Source organism: Methylobacterium sp. E-045, assembly GCF_022829685.1.
Lineage (GTDB): Bacteria > Pseudomonadota > Alphaproteobacteria > Rhizobiales > Beijerinckiaceae > Methylobacterium.
Map to the genome: position 1 here is coordinate 32,214 of NZ_JAKSYE010000028.1, position 18,381 is coordinate 50,594.

18 protein-coding genes are annotated in these 18,381 nt (G+C 68.4%); 1 reads left to right on the forward strand and 17 read right to left on the reverse strand.

Translation table 11 applies throughout. The features are described from left to right. Positions 1–66: 66 nt before the first annotated feature. The 9 genes from MKK51_RS02970 to MKK51_RS03010 form a co-directional block, all read right to left on the reverse strand. A complete protein-coding gene (locus MKK51_RS02970) occupies positions 67–459 on the reverse strand; it encodes a hypothetical protein (RefSeq protein WP_243974873.1) in 393 nt (130 codons plus the stop codon). A 189-nt stretch (positions 460–648) separates the two neighbouring features. Further along, the gene (locus MKK51_RS02975) at positions 649–1,443 is read right to left on the reverse strand and encodes an ABC transporter ATP-binding protein (protein ID WP_243974874.1); all 795 of its coding nucleotides are present in this window, start codon (positions 1,441–1,443) and stop codon (positions 649–651) included. Beyond that, on the reverse strand, positions 1,437–2,480 hold the full coding sequence (locus MKK51_RS02980; protein WP_243974875.1) for an ABC transporter permease: 1,044 nt from the start codon (positions 2,478–2,480) through the stop codon (positions 1,437–1,439). Before MKK51_RS02980 ends, MKK51_RS02975 begins: the two co-directional genes overlap by 7 nt. 9 nt (positions 2,481–2,489) lie before the next feature. Then, entirely contained in the window at positions 2,490–3,563 is a 1,074-nt protein-coding gene (locus MKK51_RS02985) for an ABC transporter substrate-binding protein (RefSeq protein ID WP_243974876.1), read from the reverse strand. A 68-nt stretch (positions 3,564–3,631) separates the two neighbouring features. After that, positions 3,632–3,910, reverse strand: coding sequence for a hypothetical protein (locus tag MKK51_RS02990; RefSeq protein WP_243974877.1), 279 nt, complete (start codon positions 3,908–3,910; stop codon positions 3,632–3,634). Positions 3,911–4,173: 263 nt separating this feature from the next. After that, a complete protein-coding gene (locus MKK51_RS02995; RefSeq protein WP_243974879.1) occupies positions 4,174–7,266 on the reverse strand; it encodes an efflux RND transporter permease subunit in 3,093 nt (1,030 codons plus the stop codon). Positions 7,267–7,316: 50 nt separating this feature from the next. Beyond that, positions 7,317–8,549, reverse strand: a complete 1,233-nt coding sequence (locus tag MKK51_RS03000) for an efflux RND transporter periplasmic adaptor subunit (protein ID WP_243974880.1) — start codon at positions 8,547–8,549, stop codon at positions 7,317–7,319. Continuing rightward, positions 8,546–9,229, reverse strand: coding sequence for a TetR/AcrR family transcriptional regulator (locus tag MKK51_RS03005; protein ID WP_243974881.1), 684 nt, complete (start codon positions 9,227–9,229; stop codon positions 8,546–8,548). The genes MKK51_RS03000 and MKK51_RS03005 overlap by 4 nt, the downstream gene beginning before the upstream one ends. Beyond that, positions 9,226–9,504, reverse strand: a complete 279-nt coding sequence (locus tag MKK51_RS03010) for a hypothetical protein (RefSeq protein WP_243974882.1) — start codon at positions 9,502–9,504, stop codon at positions 9,226–9,228. Before MKK51_RS03010 ends, MKK51_RS03005 begins: the two co-directional genes overlap by 4 nt. Positions 9,505–9,588: 84 nt before the next feature. Between MKK51_RS03010 and MKK51_RS03015 the strand changes: the two genes are divergently transcribed. Continuing rightward, the gene (locus tag MKK51_RS03015; protein WP_243974883.1) at positions 9,589–10,077 is read left to right on the forward strand and encodes a hypothetical protein; all 489 of its coding nucleotides are present in this window, start codon (positions 9,589–9,591) and stop codon (positions 10,075–10,077) included. A gap of 499 nt (positions 10,078–10,576) precedes the next feature. On the opposite strand, the gene MKK51_RS03020 is transcribed toward MKK51_RS03015, so the two are convergent. The 8 genes from MKK51_RS03020 to chlG form a co-directional block, all read right to left on the reverse strand. Beyond that, positions 10,577–10,975: a hypothetical protein gene (locus MKK51_RS03020; RefSeq protein WP_243974884.1), complete on the reverse strand. Its 399-nt coding sequence runs from the start codon at positions 10,973–10,975 to the stop codon at positions 10,577–10,579. A gap of 195 nt (positions 10,976–11,170) precedes the next feature. Next, positions 11,171–12,064: a transporter gene (locus MKK51_RS03025; protein ID WP_243974885.1), complete on the reverse strand. Its 894-nt coding sequence runs from the start codon at positions 12,062–12,064 to the stop codon at positions 11,171–11,173. Between the two features lie 316 nt (positions 12,065–12,380). Next, on the reverse strand, positions 12,381–13,961 hold the full coding sequence (locus MKK51_RS03030; protein ID WP_243974886.1) for a c-type cytochrome: 1,581 nt from the start codon (positions 13,959–13,961) through the stop codon (positions 12,381–12,383). 46 nt (positions 13,962–14,007) lie between these two features. Next, entirely contained in the window at positions 14,008–14,346 is a 339-nt protein-coding gene (locus MKK51_RS03035) for a hypothetical protein (protein WP_243974887.1), read from the reverse strand. 17 nt (positions 14,347–14,363) lie between these two features. Further along, the gene (locus tag MKK51_RS03040) at positions 14,364–14,885 is read right to left on the reverse strand and encodes a TspO/MBR family protein (protein WP_243974889.1); all 522 of its coding nucleotides are present in this window, start codon (positions 14,883–14,885) and stop codon (positions 14,364–14,366) included. Next, positions 14,882–16,066: a geranylgeranyl diphosphate reductase gene (locus tag MKK51_RS03045; RefSeq protein ID WP_243974891.1), complete on the reverse strand. Its 1,185-nt coding sequence runs from the start codon at positions 16,064–16,066 to the stop codon at positions 14,882–14,884. The genes MKK51_RS03040 and MKK51_RS03045 overlap by 4 nt, the downstream gene beginning before the upstream one ends. 10 nt (positions 16,067–16,076) lie before the next feature. Continuing rightward, positions 16,077–17,414: a BCD family MFS transporter gene (locus MKK51_RS03050; RefSeq protein WP_243974892.1), complete on the reverse strand. Its 1,338-nt coding sequence runs from the start codon at positions 17,412–17,414 to the stop codon at positions 16,077–16,079. After that, entirely contained in the window at positions 17,414–18,337 is a 924-nt protein-coding gene (chlG, locus tag MKK51_RS03055; RefSeq protein WP_243974894.1) for a chlorophyll synthase ChlG, read from the reverse strand. The genes MKK51_RS03050 and chlG overlap by 1 nt, the downstream gene beginning before the upstream one ends. Positions 18,338–18,381 lie beyond the last annotated feature (44 nt).

An 18,381-nucleotide genomic window follows, 5' to 3' on the forward strand; every position in this document is an offset into this window, starting at 1 on the left:
TGGACCGATGCGACTCGGCTCCGTCGAATCCCGGCCTGTCCCCAGTTTGTCGCATCGATCCCCGGTTCAGTGCGTGCGCCCGACGATCTCTCGCTCGGCGACACGCAACGCGGTCCGGCAGGCAGGGTGATCGCCGGCGGCATCCGCCCGGCGTGCCCGTGCCAGCGCGGCGACGGCGCGTCCACCGGCCGGCCAGCCGTCGTAGCGGCTCTCGGCCGCCGCGATGGTGGCGGGGGTCGGTTGCCGGCTCCGCATGGCGCGTGCGCTTTCGGGCGCGAAGGGTCCGGCCGCCGCACGATTCTCCAAGGCACGGTCCAGCCGCGCCTGCATCCGGTCGATGCCGCGCGCGCAGGAACCCGCCTCGGCCTCACCGCCCGGCAGGAGGATGGCCCCGATCAGCAGGGACGCAAGAAGGAGGGGAGGGAGCCGTCGCCGGCCCGTGCTCGACCTGTCGCCCATGCCAACCCTCCGCCCGCGTGAAACCCGGCCGTTTTCGAGCGCGGGACACGGTGGATCATGCGGATCGCCCGATTTGGAGTAAAGCCGCCGGATGGCGCATGTTTGCCCTTCCGATGGCGGACGTTCACCCCCTCCGATGGCGCATGTTTCCCCCCTCCGATGGCGGTCGTTCGCACCCTCGGATGGCGCTCATTTCTCGCCGAGGATGCCGAGGATCTCGGTGCGCAGGCTCAGGAGCTGCGGGTCGTCGCGGCGGCGGGGATAGGGGGCGTCCACCGCGATCTCGGTCCTGATTCGGGCCGGGCGGTCGCTCAGCACGATCACCCGCTGGGCGAGGATGAGGGCCTCCTCCACGTCATGGGTGACGAGGAGCGCCGTGAAGCGGCTCTCCTGCCAGAGCCGGACGAGTTCGCCCTGCATGGCGAGGCGGGTCAGGGCGTCGAGCTTGCCCAGCGGCTCGTCGAGGAGGAGCAGGCGCGGATCGTTGACCAGGGCCCGGGCGAGCGCCGTGCGCTGGGCCATGCCGCCGGAGAGCTGGTGCGGATAGGCCTCGGCGAAGTCGGCGAGCCCGACGAGGTCCAGGGCCTCGTCGATCCGGTGGCGGTGCCGCCGGAGCAGGCCGCGTGCCTCCAGGCCCAGGGAGACGTTCCCCCGCACCGTGCGCCAGGGATAGAGCGTCGGGTCCTGGAACACGAGGAGCCGCTCCGGATCGGGGCCGGTGATCGTCTCCCCGTCGAGGGCGAGCGTGCCGGATTCCGGCGGTTCGAGACCGGCGGCGAGGCGCAGCAGCGTGGACTTCCCGCAGCCCGAGGGGCCCAGCAGGGCGACGAAGGAGCCCGGCGCGATGGAAAGGTCGATATTGTCGAGGACGGGCAGGCGCGTGCCGCCGATGTCGAAGGCGTGGGAAACGCTCCTGACGGTGAGAGCCCCGCCCCGGTCGATGGCGGAGGCGCCGGCCAAAGCTTCGAGGGTGGCCGCTACCATTGGACGAGCCCCTTCTGCCAGGACAGCACGCGGTCGCGCAGGCGGAACAGCAGGGTGATCAGGGTCGAGCACATCAGCGCCATGGCGATGAGGGCGGCATACATGTTGGCATAAGCCGCCCACCCTTGCGCCCATTGCAGGTACCAGCCGAGGCCGGATTTCACGCCCAGCATCTCGGCGACGACGAGGACCGCGAAGGAGGCGCCGAGCCCCATGAACAGGCCGACGAAGACGTGGGGCAGGGCCGCCGGGATCGCGACCTTGCGGATGAGGAAGCTCTGCGAGGCGCCGAGCGTCCGGGCGACGTCGTAATAGGACTTGTTGGCGGCCGCGATCCCCGACCAGGTCAGCACCGTCACCGGGAAACCCGTCGCCAGGGCCACGAGGAAGGTGCTCGCCGACCAGGACGAGGGGAACACGAAGAAGGCCAGCGGCAGCCAGGCGGTGGCCGGCAGCGGCCCGACGAAGCGCAGGACCGGATGGACCCAGTAGCCGGCGGCCCGCGACCAGCCCACCGCCACACCGAGGACGAAGCCGACGGCGGCGCCGATGAAGTAACCGCCCGACAGCAGGATCAGGGAGTTGACGATGCTGCCGCCGAGCTTCGGCCAATCCTCGGCGAAGACTTCGAGGATCGCCTGGGGCGGCGGGAAGAATGGCATCGGCAGCCATTCGAGCTTGGCCGTCGCCAGTTCCCAGATGGTGAAAGCGAGGGCGAGGGCGACGATCCACGGCCCCCAATGACGCAGGCGGGCGCCGACCCGGCCAAGGACCGGGAGGAGGGGGCTCGCCAGGAGGAGGACGGCCCCGATCAGTCCGGCGCCATGGCCGAACGTGGCGGAATAGGGAAAGTCGCCGTTCTCCGGCAGGCCGAGGGTGAGGCCCGCGAGGACGAGCCAGACGAAACCGGCGAAGAGGCCGACCCACCACAGGGCGGCGAGACGGGTCCGCCATGCGGAGCCGTTCGAAGACGCATCCTCCGCCTCGGCCGCCCGGCGGACACCGCCGGCGAACGCCCCCGTCAGTGAACTCGACATGGATGCCCCTCAGCTCAGGACGTCGGCATAGACCCGGTCGGCGAATTTGGCCGTGTCGGTGGAGCGGCGGATCACGTTCACGCGCTTCAGCTCGTCGCCGTAGAGGGCGATCTCCTGCTTGAGGGTGACGCCCACGGGCCGGTGATCGTGGGTATGGCTGCGCAGCATCGCCGCTAGATCCTCCACCGAGCCCTTGCCGCCGTAATTCGAGAAGATGCCGGCGGCGTCCAGCGGATCGGTAGCGACGCGGTGGCCGCCCTCGAGGATGGCGCGGGTGAGGGCTGTGGCCACCGCCCGGTCGTTGCGGATCAGGCTGCCGCGCAGGGCCACGACGCAGCAGGAGCGCGTGGCGAAGATGCCCGTCAGGTTCGTGGCGACTTCCGTGAAGCGCGGGTCCTTGAGCCAGATGAAGGTGCGCGGGTCGGCATCGGCCAGGGCCTGGGCCTCGCCCTTCTCAACGGCGAGGTTGAGGAGATCGGCCGGGTATTGCCGCCACTCCACCTCCCGGTCGGGATCGATGCCGGCATCGGACAGCAGCAGGGCGAAGAAGTTCTTGGCCGGGCTCGCATGGTCGCTGATGGCGATGGTCTTGCCCTTCAGGGAAGCGATGTCGCTGATGCCGGCGGATTTCGCGCCGAGCAGCCTCAGGCAGCCGCCATGGAGGCCGGCGGTGATCTTGACGTCAAAACCCTGTTCCAGGGGCTTCAGCCAGCGCAGGGCCATGCCGATGCCGGCATCGGCCTTGCCGGTGGCGATGGCCTCCAGCAGGGCCTCCGTGGACCCGCCGAAATTGATGAACTCCACGTCGAGCCCGTGGGCGGCGAAGATTCCGCGCTCCTTGGCGACGGGTGCGGCGGCCGTGCAGACGGCGTTGGCGTTCCAGGCGAGCTTGATGGGGCGGAGCGGGCCGCTCCACGCCGCGGTGGCCGCCGCCGGAGCGCAGGGGGGACCGGGATCGAAGGGCGCGGCGGGGCCGGGAACCCAGGCACGCCCCGCCGTCGCGGTGAGGCCCAGGGGCAGGGCGGCCGCGACGGTGGCGCCCGCTCTCAGCAGGCGGCGTCGGGACAGCAGGTCGTCGGTCATGCTCGTCTCCAGGACCGCGAGTGGCCCGCCTTCATGGATCGATGGACTGTCGGGGAGGCCTCGGCGGGTCAGGCCGGGGCGTAGCTGAGATAGGCGACCATCATCTCGGCCACCGCCCGATGGGCGTAGTCGTCGACGCTCTCGCCGCCATCGACCGGGAAGGCCTCGACGACGCGGCGGCCGCCCAGCACTTCGGACAGTTCCTCGGGCATCAGCCCGTTCTCGAAGGCAGCCGCCACCGCCGCCCTGCCATAGGCGCGGCGAAAGTGCCTCGGCGCGATGGCGCCGCCGAAAGCCCATGCGGGGCCGGACCCAACCGCCTCAAATCGCGTGTCGTGATAACCCATGACCATCAACCCTCTTCGTCAGAATCGTCCCATGATGAGCGCCGCCGAAATCGGCGAGACACGCATGGCGGCAACGACTGTGCTTGAGGTTGAGGCTCTTCATTTCGCCCTCGCGTCGGCAACGGGCCGATAGACGTGTTGACAAGCCGGACTATAGGCGAGGGCGTACGGAATGTGCTTCCAAATGTCTTACGATCTGCAGGCCGGAGATCTCGCCCGACGGAGCGTTCGGGAAAGTTCCTGATCCGGGCTCCGCCGCCGCATCAGCGGGCGGCGCTCGGGGCAGGGCCGGGGACCGCCTCGTCGCGGGCGCCGACGAAGCGACCGAACAGGCGCACGATGAACGTGCCGAGGCTGTCCATCAGCAGGAAGACGGCCGGTACGAAGACCAGGGACAGCAGGGTCGAGACGATGAGGCCGGAGATCACCGCCACCGCCATCGGCGCGCGGAATTCGCCACCGACACCGAACGCCAGTGCCGAGGGCACCATGCCGGCCGCCATGGCGATGGTGGTCATCACGATGGGACGCGCCCGCTTGCGGCCGGCATCGACGATGGCGGTGACCCGGTCGACGCCCCGCGCCATCTCCTCGACGGCGAAGTCCACGAGCATGATCGCGTTCTTCGTCACCAAACCCATCAGCATCAGGATGCCGATCACCACGGGCATCGAGATGGGCATGTTGAAGATGAGGAGGCCGAGGATCGCCCCGCCGATGGAGAGGGGCAGGGAGAACAGGATCGTGAGCGGCTGCAGAAAATTGCCGAACAGCAGCACCAGCACGGCATAGACCATCATGATCCCGGCGCCCATCGCCAGGAGGAAGCCGGAAAACACCTCGCCCATGATCTCGGCGTCGCCGGTCTGGCGGATGGTGACGCCCGTCGGCAGGGTCTTGGCGGTCGGCGTCTCCAGGGCCTGCTGGATAAGCGAGCCCAGCGCGTCCGAGCCCTCCATGTTGGCCTCCACCGCCACGCGGATCACGCGATCGTAGCGCTCGATGGCACCAGGGCCCTGGTCGAGTTCGATATCGGCTACGGCAGCGAGCGGCACGGCAGTGCCATTCTTGGCCGGGACCTTGAGGTTCTCCAGGCGCGAGACCGCGCCCCGCGCGCTCTCGGGCAATTGCACCCGGATCGGTATCTGACGGTCGGCAGCATTGAACTTGGCGAGATTCAGGCCGATGTCGCCGATGGTGCCGACCCTCACCGTCTCGGCGATGGTGTCGGTGGAGACGCCGTGATCGGCGGCCGATCCCTCCTTGGGGCGGATCCGAACCTCCGTGCGGTTGAGGGGAGCGGTGGACATTACCGAGACGAGGTGGGGGATCGCCGCCATGTCGCGCTGGAGGCGGGCGGCCACCTCGGCCACCACTTCGGCATCGGGGCCGCCGACCACCAGGGCAAGGTCGCGCTGGCCAGAATCGCGCAGGAACCAGGAGCGGATGTCGGGCTCCTCGGCAATAAGGGCCGAAATATCGGTCTCCACGGCCGCCTGCTTCTTCGTGCGGCTGTTCTTCGGGGTGAGGTTGACGATCAGGGTGGCGAGCCGCGTCTCCTTCTTGCCACCGACCTGGCGGCCGCCATCGACGAAGACCGAGGTGACTTCCGGCAGGGCGCGGATGCGGGCGACGAGGCGGTCGGACACGGCGATCGTGTCGGGGAGCCGGGCGCCGGGGGCGAGCTCCACCATGAACAGGGTGCGGGCGTTGTCCTGCTTCGGGACGAAGCCCGAGGGCAGCAGCCCGGTGGAGGCCAGCGACGCGGCGAAGAGCGCGAGGCCGACGATCAGCGTGATCACCCGGTGGCGCACGGACCAGCCCACCAGCCGGCCATAGGCGCGCATCACCCATCCCTCACGTTCGTCATGGTGGCCGTGGTCGCGCAGGAAGTAGGCGGCGAGCATCGGCGTGATCAGGCGCGCCACCAGCAGCGACATGAACACCGAGACCGCAATGGTGAGACCGAACTGCATGAAGTAGCGCCCGGCGATACCGCCCATGAAGGAGACCGGAGCGAACACAGCAATGAGGGTCGCGGTGATGGCGATGACGGCGAGCCCGATCTCGTCGGCGCCTTCGAGGGCGGCGCGGTAAGCGGATTTTCCCATTCGCATGTGCCGGACGATGTTCTCGATCTCGACTATGGCGTCGTCGACCAGAATGCCGGTGACGAGGGTGATGGCGAGGAGGCTTATGCCGTTGAGGGTGAAACCCATTGCGTCCATGGCCCAGAAGGTCGGGAAGACCGAGAGCGGCAGGGCGACGGCGGCGATGAGGGTGGCGCGCCAGTCACGCAGGAAGAGGAACACCACGATGACAGCGAGAACGGCGCCCTCGATCAGCGTGTGCATGGCGGAATCGTAGCTGCCGATGGTGGCCGAGACCGAGGAATCGATCGTCTCGAAGTCGAGGTCGGGATAGGTCTGGCGGAACTCCGCGATCCGCTTCTCGACCGCCGCCGCCACCTCGGCGTCGCTGGCGCCCAAGCCGCGCGACACCGCGAAGGCCACCACCGGCTCGCCGTTGAAGCGGGCGAAGGTGCGCGGCTCCTCGATCGCGTCCTGCACCAGGGCCAAATCGTCGAGGCGGACCTTGCGGCCGCCGGCGAGGACGATGGAGGTCGCCTTGAGATCGCGCACGGTGCGCGAGGCGGCCAGGGTCCGGATCGACTGCTCGCGCCCGCCGACCTCGCCGCGCCCGCCCGCCATATCGGCGGAGGTGAGGCGCAGCTGGCGGTTGACCTCCGCAGCGGTGATGCCCAGCGACAGGAGCCGGTCGGGCTGGAGCACCACCCGCATCTCGCGGGCGACACCGCCCACTCGCTCGACGCCGCCGACGCCCTTCACCCCCTGGAGGGTGCGGGCGATCTTGTCCTCCACCAGCCAGGACAGTTCGGCGGGGGTCATGGCCGGCGCCTTCACACCGTAGATCAGGATCGGCAAGCCGGCGATCTCGACGCGGCTGATCACCGGCTCGTCGATGGTTCGGGGCAGGTTGATGCGGATCTTGGAAACCGCGTCCTTCACGTCGTTGACGGCGCGGTCGGTGTTCACCTCGAGGCGGAACTCTACCGTGGTGACGGACGAGCCCTCGGTGATGGCGGAGGTGATGTGCTTCACCCCACGCACGCCGGCGATCGAATCCTCGACCCACTTCGTCACCTGGGTCTGCAACTCGGAGGGAGCCGCCCCCGACTGGGTGATCGCCACAGAGACGATGGGAACGTCGATATTGGGCATCCGCGTGACCGGCAGCCCCCGGAAGCTCACGAGGCCGAGCACGATCAGGACGAGGAACAGGACCAGCGGGCCGATCGGCTTGCGGATCGCCCAGGCGGAGATGTTGAGGCGCATCACGGCAACCCGTTCTGATGGTGCGGGAGGGGAGGAAGGCGGGATGAGCCCTAGGGCTGGCCCGCCTCCGCGGTCTCCTTGGGCGATGGAGCGGTGACCATGGCCGGTGCCGATAGCGCGACGGGGACGGCGCGGACCCGGTCGCCGTCGCGCAGGAAGCTGCCGGCGCGCGCGACCACGGCCTCGCCTTCGGCGAGACCGGCGCGGATCTCGATGTCGTCATCGTCGGAGAGGCCGGCACGGACCTCGCGTGCCTCCACCACCCCATCCGTGACCACGAGGACGCTGCTGCGCTTCGGCCCGCCATAGAGGACGGAGGCCTGGGGCACAGTCACGCCGCGCGTCCGGGCGATCTCGATGGCGCCGCGGGCGAAGGTGCCGATGCGCAGGCGCGGATCGGGATCGAGCCTGACGCGGACCTTCCCGAGGCGGCTCGCTTTGTCGACTTCCGGATAGACTGCGCGCACGCTGCCCCGCACGCGCTCGCCATCGGGGAGCTCCATCGAGGCAGGCGTACCCTCGCGCAGCAGAGGCAGCTTGGTCTCGATGACCTCGCCTTCGAGCTCGATCTCTCCGCGGGCGATCAGCCGGAACAGGGGCTCGGCGGAGGACGTGGCGGCCATGCCCACGCGGGCGATGCGGCGGCTGACGATGCCGGCCTCGGGCGCGCGGATGTCGGTGCGGGCGAGACGCAGGTCGAGTTCGTCGCGCAAGGCTTTCGCCTGGGCGAGTTCGGCCCTGGCGATGATGAGGCCGTTGCGGGCGAAGGCGAGCTTGCCTTCGGCCTGACGCAGGGTCGAGGTGCGCCCCTCCATGATCACCGCCGTGCCATTGCCGCTCTGCATGAGCTGCTTTGCCCGGTCGTGGGAGAGTCGCGCCTCCATCTCGGCGGCTTCCGCCTGCTCGATGCTGCTCTGAGCCTGAGGCACGACGGCGGCGGCCTTGTCGACGAGTGCGTTCTGCTGGGCGATCTGGCGGTCGATCAGGTCGCGCGAGAGTCGTGCTAGAACCTGACCGCTCTCCACGCGCATTCCCTCTTCGACCAGGACTTCGGTGACCCGATAACCTTCGATCTCGGGGGTCACCAGGATCTCATCGCGGGGGACGAGGGTTCCAGTGACGACGACCTGTTCGACGATCTCGCGGCGCCGGGCCTCGACGGTGCTCACCGCCGGCGCCAATCTGGCCGGGGCCGGCGCAACCTCGGCGAAGGCCGTCCCCGACGCCAAGCCGAGGACGAAGACGAGGACCACGGGACGGACGACCTTGAGGACGGCACTCATCGGCTGTTCTCCAGGACGGAGCGGGATGGAAGACCTAGGGAAGCGGGAAGGGCGCCGGATTCCGCTTCCAGCAAGACCGCTGGCAGCCGTCCCGCCAGACCTGCCTCGATCAGGGCGCACAGATGTGCCACGGCCGGGGCCGGATCGAAGGCCGGCCGCAAGGCCAGGTTGACGAGAATACCCTTCATTAGCGGGTTCAGCGTCTCGTCATAGAGGGTAGCAGCATCGCAGGCCTGCGAGGTGGCCAGGGACGAGAGGGTCTCGACGAACCAGAGGCGGGCCTCGGTCTCGCCCCGATCGATCATGGCGGCGATGTCGGGATTGCGGGTGGCCTCGGACCAAAGATCGACCCGCAGGACCGCACTCTCGCGGGTAGCTCGGGCGAAGTAGCGTTCAAGGATGCTCATCAGGGCGCCGCGGCGATCGCCGGCCCGCTCCATCTCCTCGACGAGGATCATGCCATGCCCGCGCTCACGCTCGGCGAGCCCGAGCACCACGGCCTCCTTCGACTTGAAATAGTGATAGATGTTGCCGGCCGTCATGCCGGCCTGACGTGCGAGGTCCTGCATCGTCGTACGATGGAAGCCGTTCCGCACGAAGCAGGTCTCGGCGGCATCGAGGATGTCCTGGCGTCGGGCCGAAGGGCCGGACCTGACTTCGATGGTGGCACCGGCGCTCACGATGCCGACCTGCCGTCCGCGCCGTCTGAATGAGTCGTCCCGCAGGACCGTGGCTGCCAGGACCAGGATTGCTCGGCGTGATCGGCGCAGACCCGCGCCTGCCAGCCGTCGGAGCCCGCACCGGTCCAACCCAGGAAGGCGAGCCAGCCGAACAGTATCAGCAGTCCCGGCAATAGGGTGGACGGCCGCCAGACGGAGCGGATCGACGTTATGACGCGTCGGGCATCCCAGCCGCGCGGCGCATCGACATCGTCATACCAACCGAATTCGCCCATCGCGACCTCCTGTCCATCCATGCCTATTGAACGTTCATTCACATGTCAATGAACGACCGTTCAATAGCTTTGGCGGCGTGTGCGATGGACCACCTCGACAGGAGCGGCGGTGCGCCTAGTTTACCAGTTATGCGCCTCTCCATCCTGACCGCCACCGTACTCTCACTCTCAGTCCTGTCGGCCCGAGCCGATTCCTGTGGTGATCTCATCGACAGCGTGGTGGCCGAGACGAAGGCCACTCTCGTCAACCGTACCGTCGATTTTGCCGAGATGTCGGCGACAGATGGGATGACTCTGACCCTCGCCTGCGGCGACCCCTCCGCGGTGGGGGTACAGTTCAAGGGCGAGACGCCGGGTGATGCCTATTATGGTCTATTCGGCCGGGCCGGTCGGATCGCCACCGGCATCGAAGCCGATTCGATCGAGATTGCAGCGCGACGCGCCCGCGAGCAGGCGGTCGTCACCCGTCATAGCCATGCTGACGCGGGGACAGCCCTTGTCACCTGCTCGGTGATGACCGGAAGCCGAGGACCAATGACCGGATGCGCCGTGGTGGACAAGCGCGACCGCTGAGAGCACGCCCTGGCGAGGGGGGGGGGGCGGCAATGCAAGTTGTTCGATGCCGGGCTCAGACCAATTCCATGATCCCGTTCGATCCATGCCCCCGGCTCGATGCTTCGACAGGGTCGGGCCTTCGAAAAACTTGAGCGAAAGACCCGCCTCAATACGAGCCGGGCAGGTGACATCGTTCCTCGTGAGGACAGTCGTTTCAAGGATGACCAGGCGCCGAACGTGAACAGGTCACTTTAGACCGTTCGAGCTTCGACGATGTCATCCTCGTGCAGGATGATTTTGTTACCGGCCACGACACCAGCTCAGATGACGTGTGTCCGATCAGTTCGCCAGGGTCGGTTGGCTGACGGTAAAGCATCGTCGATCGGGGGCGCGATGCTTTCCCAGGTCATTTGGAGCGAGCGCGCCCGCTCGCCAGCTCGTCGTTCCGGCCCCGGCGGGATCGCGCCGACGAGTCTGCCTCGGCGGACCGTGAGAGCCGCGGTTTCGCGAGGAGAAATCAGGCCGAGACGCCGGCGGACGAATCGAACAGGAAATCGTCGGCGGCCGGGACCGTAACGGACAGCCCTGAGCCGTAGGCAGCCTTCGACAGGCGCCACGGCCGATCGACCTGGGCACGGATGGCCTCGGACGGACGCAGGCGCCGCAATGCCCCGTCTTCTCCCAGTTCCTCCACGGTGAGAAAGCCGTAGACCTGCAGGCGTGCGGCGATCAGCTTGGTCTCGCGGTCGCCGGCAGCGACCGCGAGCGTACCGCTGGCATAGACCGCATCCATGAGTGCGCGCTGATCCACCCGTCTCGCAGCGAGGGAGGGCGAAACGACCGGAGCCTGGGGCTGAGTCCTGCCGGGGCGTCGGAAGGGGACCACATTGTCGACCGCCGTGTGAACGCTACGCATACACCGTTACCCTTGAAACCACGCATGGGGACCAGCGGACGCCGCTACGGCCCGGACACGATCACTAGGTTTCGACGAGTCGGATTAATGGGCAGTTTACGGTAACCCCCGGACGTGTCTCGAAGGTGCCACCCTTGCCCGCGGCGCGGGGTGGCGGGGCCGCGCCACGTTCCCGTCATTACGCCGTGACGATGCCTACCGCAGGGATTGCCGTCCACTCAGCGGGATGGAGGGCGCCGCCGAGTTTGTGCTCTCCTTGTAGATCGGCACGATCAAGCGCAGCCAGCCGCGGGTTTCCCTTCCGCCGTAATTGCGCTCCGCCACATCCCGGGTGACGTAGGCCTGCACGTTCACAGACCCGAAGTTATAGCCGACGAGGCCGCCCACCGCGATCTGGCCCTGACGGCGATAGCCGGGGAAGCGCGTGGGAAGATCGGTGGAGGCGAAGGCCACCGGACCGACCTCCCACTTTCCGAACTTTTTCGTCGCGGTGAGATCCAGGTTGAGATAGTCGGGATAGACCACGCCCTGCGCGGTCACGGGATCAACGAAGATCCCGTAGAGCAGGTTCGCGGTTAGGTTAAAGCCGTTGCCGCTATAGGTCGCGGCAAAACGGTGGCTCAGCGACGCGTTCTGGGTTAGAAAATCCGTCTCGATCGGCAAGTATCCGCCGAAGAGATAGCTCACCCCGACATCGTTGCCGAGATTCCAAGCGAGCTGGGCTGCAAGCAGGGGCTGGCCGATGCCGCTCTGGTATGGCGTGCCGCGTGGACTCGAGGCCACCACCGGCTGGATCGCCGCAAGGTTGAGCCGCGCACCCAGCAGATTCCACGGCGTCGCCCAGAGGAAGGTGGGCAGGTTGATGTTTGATTCCGAATCGAGCGGTCGGGTGTCACGGACGCCGAAGCTCGACGTGTTGACGAAGTACAGGCCGACGGGGAGCTGGGCGCCGACGGGAAGGCCGACCGTCTGCCCGGGTTGCGCCGCCGAACCGGCCTGAGCCGGCCCGGAGGCGACGGTCGTCAGGCCAATGCCGACGAACAGAGTGAGACCAAGCGTGGAGGTCGCGTAGCGGAAACCGTGAATCATCCAGTGCCTCTTCCGGGAGCGCGACAGGGAAAGCGCCGCATTCGAGCAAGCTCTCCTTCATCGACGCACCAGCACCGGATCCCATTCCCTCGGCCTCCTAATCGTGACGTCAGCTGTTACCCAAAGGTCACATTCGTATAGACCATAGCTCGACGATCAAGTCGACGGACGATAAAGCCGCCAGCCATCATTCCACCTGAGGACTTATCTGTCTGTATTATCACCTGCGGCCACTTCGACCGCTCTGCCATCATCAACATCGGCAGGCACGCAGTCTTCAATTTGCGCCGAAGAGGACGCCGACGCCCCGTATCGATCACGGCGTCGGCACGGCACCGGCGGGAGCCGGCAGGGCAGCTCGCTTTTCGGGGTTCCTGATCTGGCTGTAAACGACGCTGGAGAAGCTTCCGATCACCGCGTGCCAGCCGGGCTTGCCGTAGGCCGGGTCGTCGCGGGCGGCTTGGCAGAACGCCGTGGTCAGTCCGTTGACGATGTCATCGTCCTTGGCGCCTCCGGCCGCGGCCTTCACCTTGGGGAGCAGAGCGTCGACGACCGGAATGAAGTTCTCCTGCGCCAACCCCTTCAGGCCCGTGGCGGCGCCCGCGTCGGCGATGGCCTTGGCCACATCCGGTTGGGCGATGGCGGCGCAGGATGCCGTTCCCGCCAGCATGGTCTGCGTGGCGGCGCGGGCGGTGCCGACGATGCCGCGCTCGGCGATGACGGGGGCGTTGTTGCCCCAGGCGTTGCGGATGTAATCGGTCACGTCGGCGACCTCCTGGTCCGTCATGCCCGCCCCCACCGCCGGCATCGGCGCGTAGCCGTTCTGGGCGGCGAGTCCGCCGAGGATGACGCGGATCACCGTCTCCGGGCCTTCCGCCTGGACGGAGGTGTTGCCGGCGAGCGCCGGGATCGCCCCCTCGACACCCCTGCCGTCCGGCTTGTGGCAGGAGGAGCAATAGCTGAGATAGGTCGCCGCGCCCGGCGCATCAGCCTGGTTAAAGGCCTGAATATCCTTGACTTTATAGCTTTCCTTGGCTTTCTGCGTGCGCAGGTAGGCGACCATCGCCTTCAGGTCGGCATCCGTCAGCTTGGAGAGGGATTCCTCGATGGTCTGACGCATCGGCCCGGCGGCGACGCCCGGCTGATTGCCCGGAGCGGCGCCGGTTTTGAGGTATGTGACCACTTGTTCGTCAGTCCAGGAGCCGATGCCGGTGTGGTCGTCGGGGGTGATGTTGGGGGCATACCAGCCGTCGATCACGCCGCCGCCGAGTTTTCCGGCCAGCCCGCTGTTTCCGACGATCTTGTTGGCGTTGTGGCACATGCCGCAATGGCCGAGCCCCTCCACGAGGTAGCCGCCGCGATTGACCTCGGCGCTGGCGTTCGGGTCCGGCTTGAACTCGCCCGCGGTGAAGAACGCGGTGCGCCAGGTGATGAGTGCGGTCCGAATATTGAACGGGAACGGGATTTCGGAAGGCTTGCGTGGCTCCTTCACCGGTTCGAGGGAGCGCAGGTAAGCAAAGATCGCATCGGAATCGTCGCGCGTGACTTTGGTGTACCAAGCAAAGGGGAAGGCCGGGTAGAGGTAGCTGCCCTCGTTGTCGATCCCCTCGTGCAGGGCGCGGTAGAAGTCGTCGGCGGTCCATTTGCCGAGCCCGGTCTCATCGTCCGGTGTGAGGTTCGGCGTGCGGATCTTGCCGATCGGCGTGTTGAGGACGTAGTTCCCGGCAAAGGGCTTGCCGCCCGGCGCGGAATGGCAGGCGACGCAATCGCCCGCCGTCGCCAAGTATTCGCCCCGCTTGATCTGTTCCGCATCCTGGGCCGATGCTTGGGAGGAGACACCGGTCGCGGCGGCGAGGAGACCGGCCGAACCGAGCAGGAAGGCAGATATGCGACGCATGAAGCCGGTTCTCCACTCATGAAACCCAGGACGGAACATCTGTCGTTCAGGCACGCCTCGTGACCGGTCTGCCCGGTTGGCGAAGATCGGGCATGGCCGGATCGGATGCGCCACGCGACCCCCCGAACATGCGCCACGCGACCTCCCCGAGATGCGCCATCAGAGAGGCAAAGAGGCAGAGCGCCACCACCGTCCAATCCGACCCGATCAGCGCGGCGCGGACCGCCAGCATCAGCGCCGCGCCCGAGGCGAGGCTGCAGATCAGGGGCGTGAGGGCGAAGCGGCCTCCCCGGTGGACGCGCCACGCGACGAGGGTCGCGGCCTCCAGGGCCACGAGACCGAGGATGGCGTCGATGATCCGCCCGGAGGCGAACAAAGCCGTCATGGTCGCCCCATCCGGAATCATGCCCGGCTCCCGATGCCGCGAGCGGGCCGGGCCTCGCCGAACGGCCCGTTCAGCCGCACGATCGCCCGGTTGAGCAGGGTCGCGACGCTGACCCAGGCGAGGTAGGGCGCGAGCAGAAGCGCCGCGATCCCCGAGACCTGGGCCGTCACCGCGATCAGCGCCACGATGGAGAGCCACAGGGCGATCACCTCGAGATAGGCCCAATCCGGCCGGCGCAGGCGAAAGAAGAGACCGCTCCAGGCGATGTTGAGGACGAGGTTGACGCCATAGGCGGCCAGCAAGGCGGCGCGCGCCGAGGTTCCGGCATCCGCATGCCAGGCGATCACGGCGGAGATCGCCGTGAGGGTGAAGATCGTGGTCCAGACCGGGCCGAAGGCCCAGTCCGGCGGCTTCCATGACGGACGCCGCAGGGAGTGATACCAGGGGCCGGTCGTCGTCAGGAGCCCGCCGGCCAGGGCGGTGACGAGGGCCGCACCCGCCGCGACCACGATCGGGCCGGTCTCGAACCCGCCGATCACGGGGAGACCCACCGGAACAGGTGCGCCAGATCCTTGAAGAAGATCCGCACATGGGCGGCGGGCTTTGCCCGCACCAGCTCCTTGTTCATGTAGGAATCCCAGGTGAGCTGCTGGACGTCCTTGTCCTTACAGATGGAGACAAAGCGCTCACGCAGGGAATCGTTGCGATACCAGACCCATTGCATCATCCGCAGGATCAGGAAGACGCGACCGTGCAGGCGCATGAAGCGGCGCCGGGCAAGGGCCAGGGAGGCGGCCTTGCCGGTGGCGAGGAAGGTGTCGGCCGCCTCCGCCGCGAGACGGCCGCCGAGCATGGCGTAGTAGATGCCCTCACCCGAGGCCGGGGCGACGATGCCGGCGGCGTCCCCGGTGAGGAGCACGTCGCGGCCATTGTCCCAGCGCCTCAAGGGTTTCAGCGGCAGCGGCGCGCCCTCGCGGCGCAGGGTCTCCCCGGCATCGAGGCCGGTGGAGGCGCGTAACGAGCGGATCGCCCCGCGCAGGGAGAAGCCCTTGCGGGCGCTGCCGGTGCCGATGCTGATCGTGTCGCCATGGGGGAAGACCCAGGCGTAGAAGTCCGGCGAGAGCTTGCCCTGATAGTAGACGTCGCAGCGCGTCCCCTCGACATCGCCGCTCCCATCCGCCGGCCGCCGGACGATCTCGTGATAGGCAAAAACCTGTTTCATCGCCGCGTGGCCGGGAATCTCGGCCCGCCCGACCACGGAACTCGCGCCGTCCGCGCCGATGACGAGGCGGGTGCGGACCCGGTGCTCCGCATCGCCGGAGCGGTAATGCACCACCGCCCCGCCGTCGTCGTCGCGGACGATGCGGGTGAAGCTGCCGGGGCGGTGGTCGGCTCCGGCCAGGGCGGCGCGGTCGCGCAGCCAGGGATCGAAATGCTCGCGGTCGACCATCCCGACGAAGCCGTCGCCAATGGGCATGTCCACCCGCTTGTCCTTGGGCGAGACCATCCGCGCCGAGCGCACGCGGGCGACGAGCAGATGGTCGGGAATCGCGAAGTCGCGGATCAGGCGCGGAGGAATCGCGCCGCCGCAGGGCTTGATCCGGCCCGGCTTGTCGAGGAGCAGGACGCGGCGCCCCATCCGGGCGAGATCGGTGGCGGCGGTGGCCCCGGCCGGGCCGCCCCCCACCACCACGACGTCGAAGGTCTCCGGCTCCGGCATGGGACTCACCTCAGCGATAGCGGGGTTGAAGCACGGGCCGTCGCGGGCGGGCGGCACGCCGCAACAGCGTGGCGCTCGCGTGCTCGATCCTGAGAGCGAGGAGGGCTCCCACGAGGAACAGGGCCGCCTCGGCCAAAAACACGGCGGCATAGGCATGGACCGGCTCGGGGCTGACGAGGCGGGCGAGGTCCACCGCCATGGTCCCGAGGAAGCCGCCGGCCCCGAAGGCGACGCCCTGGGCCGCGCCCCAGACCCCCATCCGGGTGCCGCGCTCGGCCTCGCCGCCGGCCCCCGCCAGACCCATCATCGAGCCGATGGCGGCCACGGCGAACATGCCGTTGAACAGGCCGAGGGCGAAGACCGCGACGGGCAGGGGAAAGTCCGGCCCGATGAGGCCGCCGCCGGCGATTCCCGCCAGCGCCAGGGCCGAACCGGCGCAGCCGGTGGCGGTCCACAGCTTGAGCGAGCCGAGATACGGGCCGCCGATCCCCATGGTGAGGCCGGCCACCGTGAGCATGCCGGCGAGCACGCCGCCATGCTGCAGGCCCGAAAGCTTGGTGGTGACGCCGGGCGTCATCGCGAAGACGAGGCCGGCGAAGGGTTCGAGGATGAGCTCCTGCGCGCTGTAGGCCAGCATCGCCACGAAGATGAAGACGGTGAAGCGGCGCGAGGCCGGCTCGGACCAAACCCGTGCCAGCACCTCGCGGAACGGCCGCTTCGGGGCTCTCTCCGCATGGCCCGGAGGCGCCCGCTCCGGCTCGATGCCGCCGACCGCGAGCACGGCCAGGAGGAAGGCGAGGAGCGAGACCGTCCCCGACACGGCCACCAGCCGGGCGCCGGAAAACGGATCCAGGAAATGTCCGGCGATCGGCGCGGTGATGGCGAAGCCCGCGATCATCATCACCCAGACGATGGTCGCCGCAGCCCCCCGGCGGCGCGCCTCGACGCCGCCCGCCAGGAGCACGAGGAGGGAAGTGCCCGCGGCACCCGCACCCATGCCCACGGTGAGGAAGGACAGGATCGCGAGGGCGATGCCGGCGGAGAGATGGGTTTCCATGAGGGCGGTCGCCGCCGCCGCGCCGAAGCCGCCGAGGCAGAGCGCGGCCATGCCGCCGACGATCCAGGGCGTGCGGCGCCCGCCCACATCCGAGCCGTAGCCCCAGCGCGGGCGCAGGACCTGCACGGCGTAATGGAGGGTCACGAGGGCGCCGGGAATCATCGCCGGCAAAGCGAGTTCCACCACCATGACCCGGTTGAGGGTCGAGGTCATGAGGACGACCACGGCACCCAGCGCCGTCTGCACGAGGCCGAGGCGGACGATGGCGAGCCAGCCCATGGTCGACGCCATCACGCGGCTCCCGCCTGCGCGAGGGCCCGCACGGCGAAGGCCGCCACCAGCATGCCCAGCACGTAGAGGGTGGTGCCGGTGCCGTTGTACCAGGCGGCCTTCTCGCGGGGGCTCTGGAGCAGGGGCACCATCAGGACGAGCTGCATCATGAGGAGGAGCCCGATCATGGTGGCGTGCCAGGGCCGGTCCCAGGCGGAGAGACAGAGGATGACGACCACCTGCGGCAGCGCCATCACCAGGCAGGCGAGGCGGGCCGCCCAATCCGTTCCCAGCTGCACCGGCAGCGAGGCGAGGCCCATGCGCCGGTCTCCCTCCACCGACTTGAAGTCGTTGAGGGTCATGATGCCGTGGGCACCGAGGGAATAGAGCAGGGCCAGGATCAGGACGCGGCCGTCCGGCAGCGCCCCGGCCATCACGGCCGCACCGGTGAACCAGGGCAGGCCCTCGTAGCAGAGCCCCACCGCGGCGTTGCCCCACCAGCCGTTCTGCTTCAGCCGCAGGGGCGGCGCGCTGTACACCCAGGCGAGGACGAGCCCGAACATCGCCGCCCCGAGGATCCAGGGGCCGAGGACCGCCGCCACGAGGAGCGACAGCCCGGTCCAGGCCAGGGCGACGTAGAGGCCGGAGCGCCCCGGCATGCGGCCGGACGGGATCGGCCGGTTCGGTTCGTTGATGGCGTCGACATGGCGGTCGTACCAGTCGTTGGCCGCCTGGGAGGTGGCGCAGACCAGGGGGCCGGCGAGAACGATCCCGGCGACGATGACCGGCCAGTGCCCGCTCGCCGGCACCCCTGAGGAGACCACCCCGCAGGCGAAGGCCCACATCGGCGCGAACCAGGTGATCGGCTTCAACAGCTCCAGCAGGGCGCTGGGGGCGGGCAGTCCGCGGATGGCGGAAGAAGCGGGGGAAACCGACGTTGCCATGACGTCGAAGCTAGGTTCCGTCGTCGCGGTGTGTCAAGTTTGAT

Coding starts and splice junctions, on each gene's coding strand:
- MKK51_RS02970 (WP_243974873.1), bottom strand. CDS start 459: ATGGGCGACAGGTCGAGCACGGGCCGGCGACGGCTCCCTCCCCTCCTT.
- MKK51_RS02975 (WP_243974874.1), bottom strand. CDS start 1,443: ATGGTAGCGGCCACCCTCGAAGCTTTGGCCGGCGCCTCCGCCATCGAC.
- MKK51_RS02980 (WP_243974875.1), bottom strand. CDS start 2,480: ATGTCGAGTTCACTGACGGGGGCGTTCGCCGGCGGTGTCCGCCGGGCG.
- MKK51_RS02985 (WP_243974876.1), bottom strand. CDS start 3,563: ATGACCGACGACCTGCTGTCCCGACGCCGCCTGCTGAGAGCGGGCGCC.
- MKK51_RS02990 (WP_243974877.1), bottom strand. CDS start 3,910: ATGGGTTATCACGACACGCGATTTGAGGCGGTTGGGTCCGGCCCCGCA.
- MKK51_RS02995 (WP_243974879.1), bottom strand. CDS start 7,266: ATGCGCCTCAACATCTCCGCCTGGGCGATCCGCAAGCCGATCGGCCCG.
- MKK51_RS03000 (WP_243974880.1), bottom strand. CDS start 8,549: ATGAGTGCCGTCCTCAAGGTCGTCCGTCCCGTGGTCCTCGTCTTCGTC.
- MKK51_RS03010 (WP_243974882.1), bottom strand. CDS start 9,504: ATGGGCGAATTCGGTTGGTATGACGATGTCGATGCGCCGCGCGGCTGG.
- MKK51_RS03015 (WP_243974883.1), top strand. CDS start 9,589: ATGGACCACCTCGACAGGAGCGGCGGTGCGCCTAGTTTACCAGTTATG.
- MKK51_RS03020 (WP_243974884.1), bottom strand. CDS start 10,975: ATGCGTAGCGTTCACACGGCGGTCGACAATGTGGTCCCCTTCCGACGC.
- MKK51_RS03025 (WP_243974885.1), bottom strand. CDS start 12,064: ATGATTCACGGTTTCCGCTACGCGACCTCCACGCTTGGTCTCACTCTG.
- MKK51_RS03030 (WP_243974886.1), bottom strand. CDS start 13,961: ATGCGTCGCATATCTGCCTTCCTGCTCGGTTCGGCCGGTCTCCTCGCC.
- MKK51_RS03035 (WP_243974887.1), bottom strand. CDS start 14,346: ATGACGGCTTTGTTCGCCTCCGGGCGGATCATCGACGCCATCCTCGGT.
- MKK51_RS03045 (WP_243974891.1), bottom strand. CDS start 16,066: ATGCCGGAGCCGGAGACCTTCGACGTCGTGGTGGTGGGGGGCGGCCCG.
- MKK51_RS03050 (WP_243974892.1), bottom strand. CDS start 17,414: ATGGCGTCGACCATGGGCTGGCTCGCCATCGTCCGCCTCGGCCTCGTG.
- chlG (WP_243974894.1), bottom strand. CDS start 18,337: ATGGCAACGTCGGTTTCCCCCGCTTCTTCCGCCATCCGCGGACTGCCC.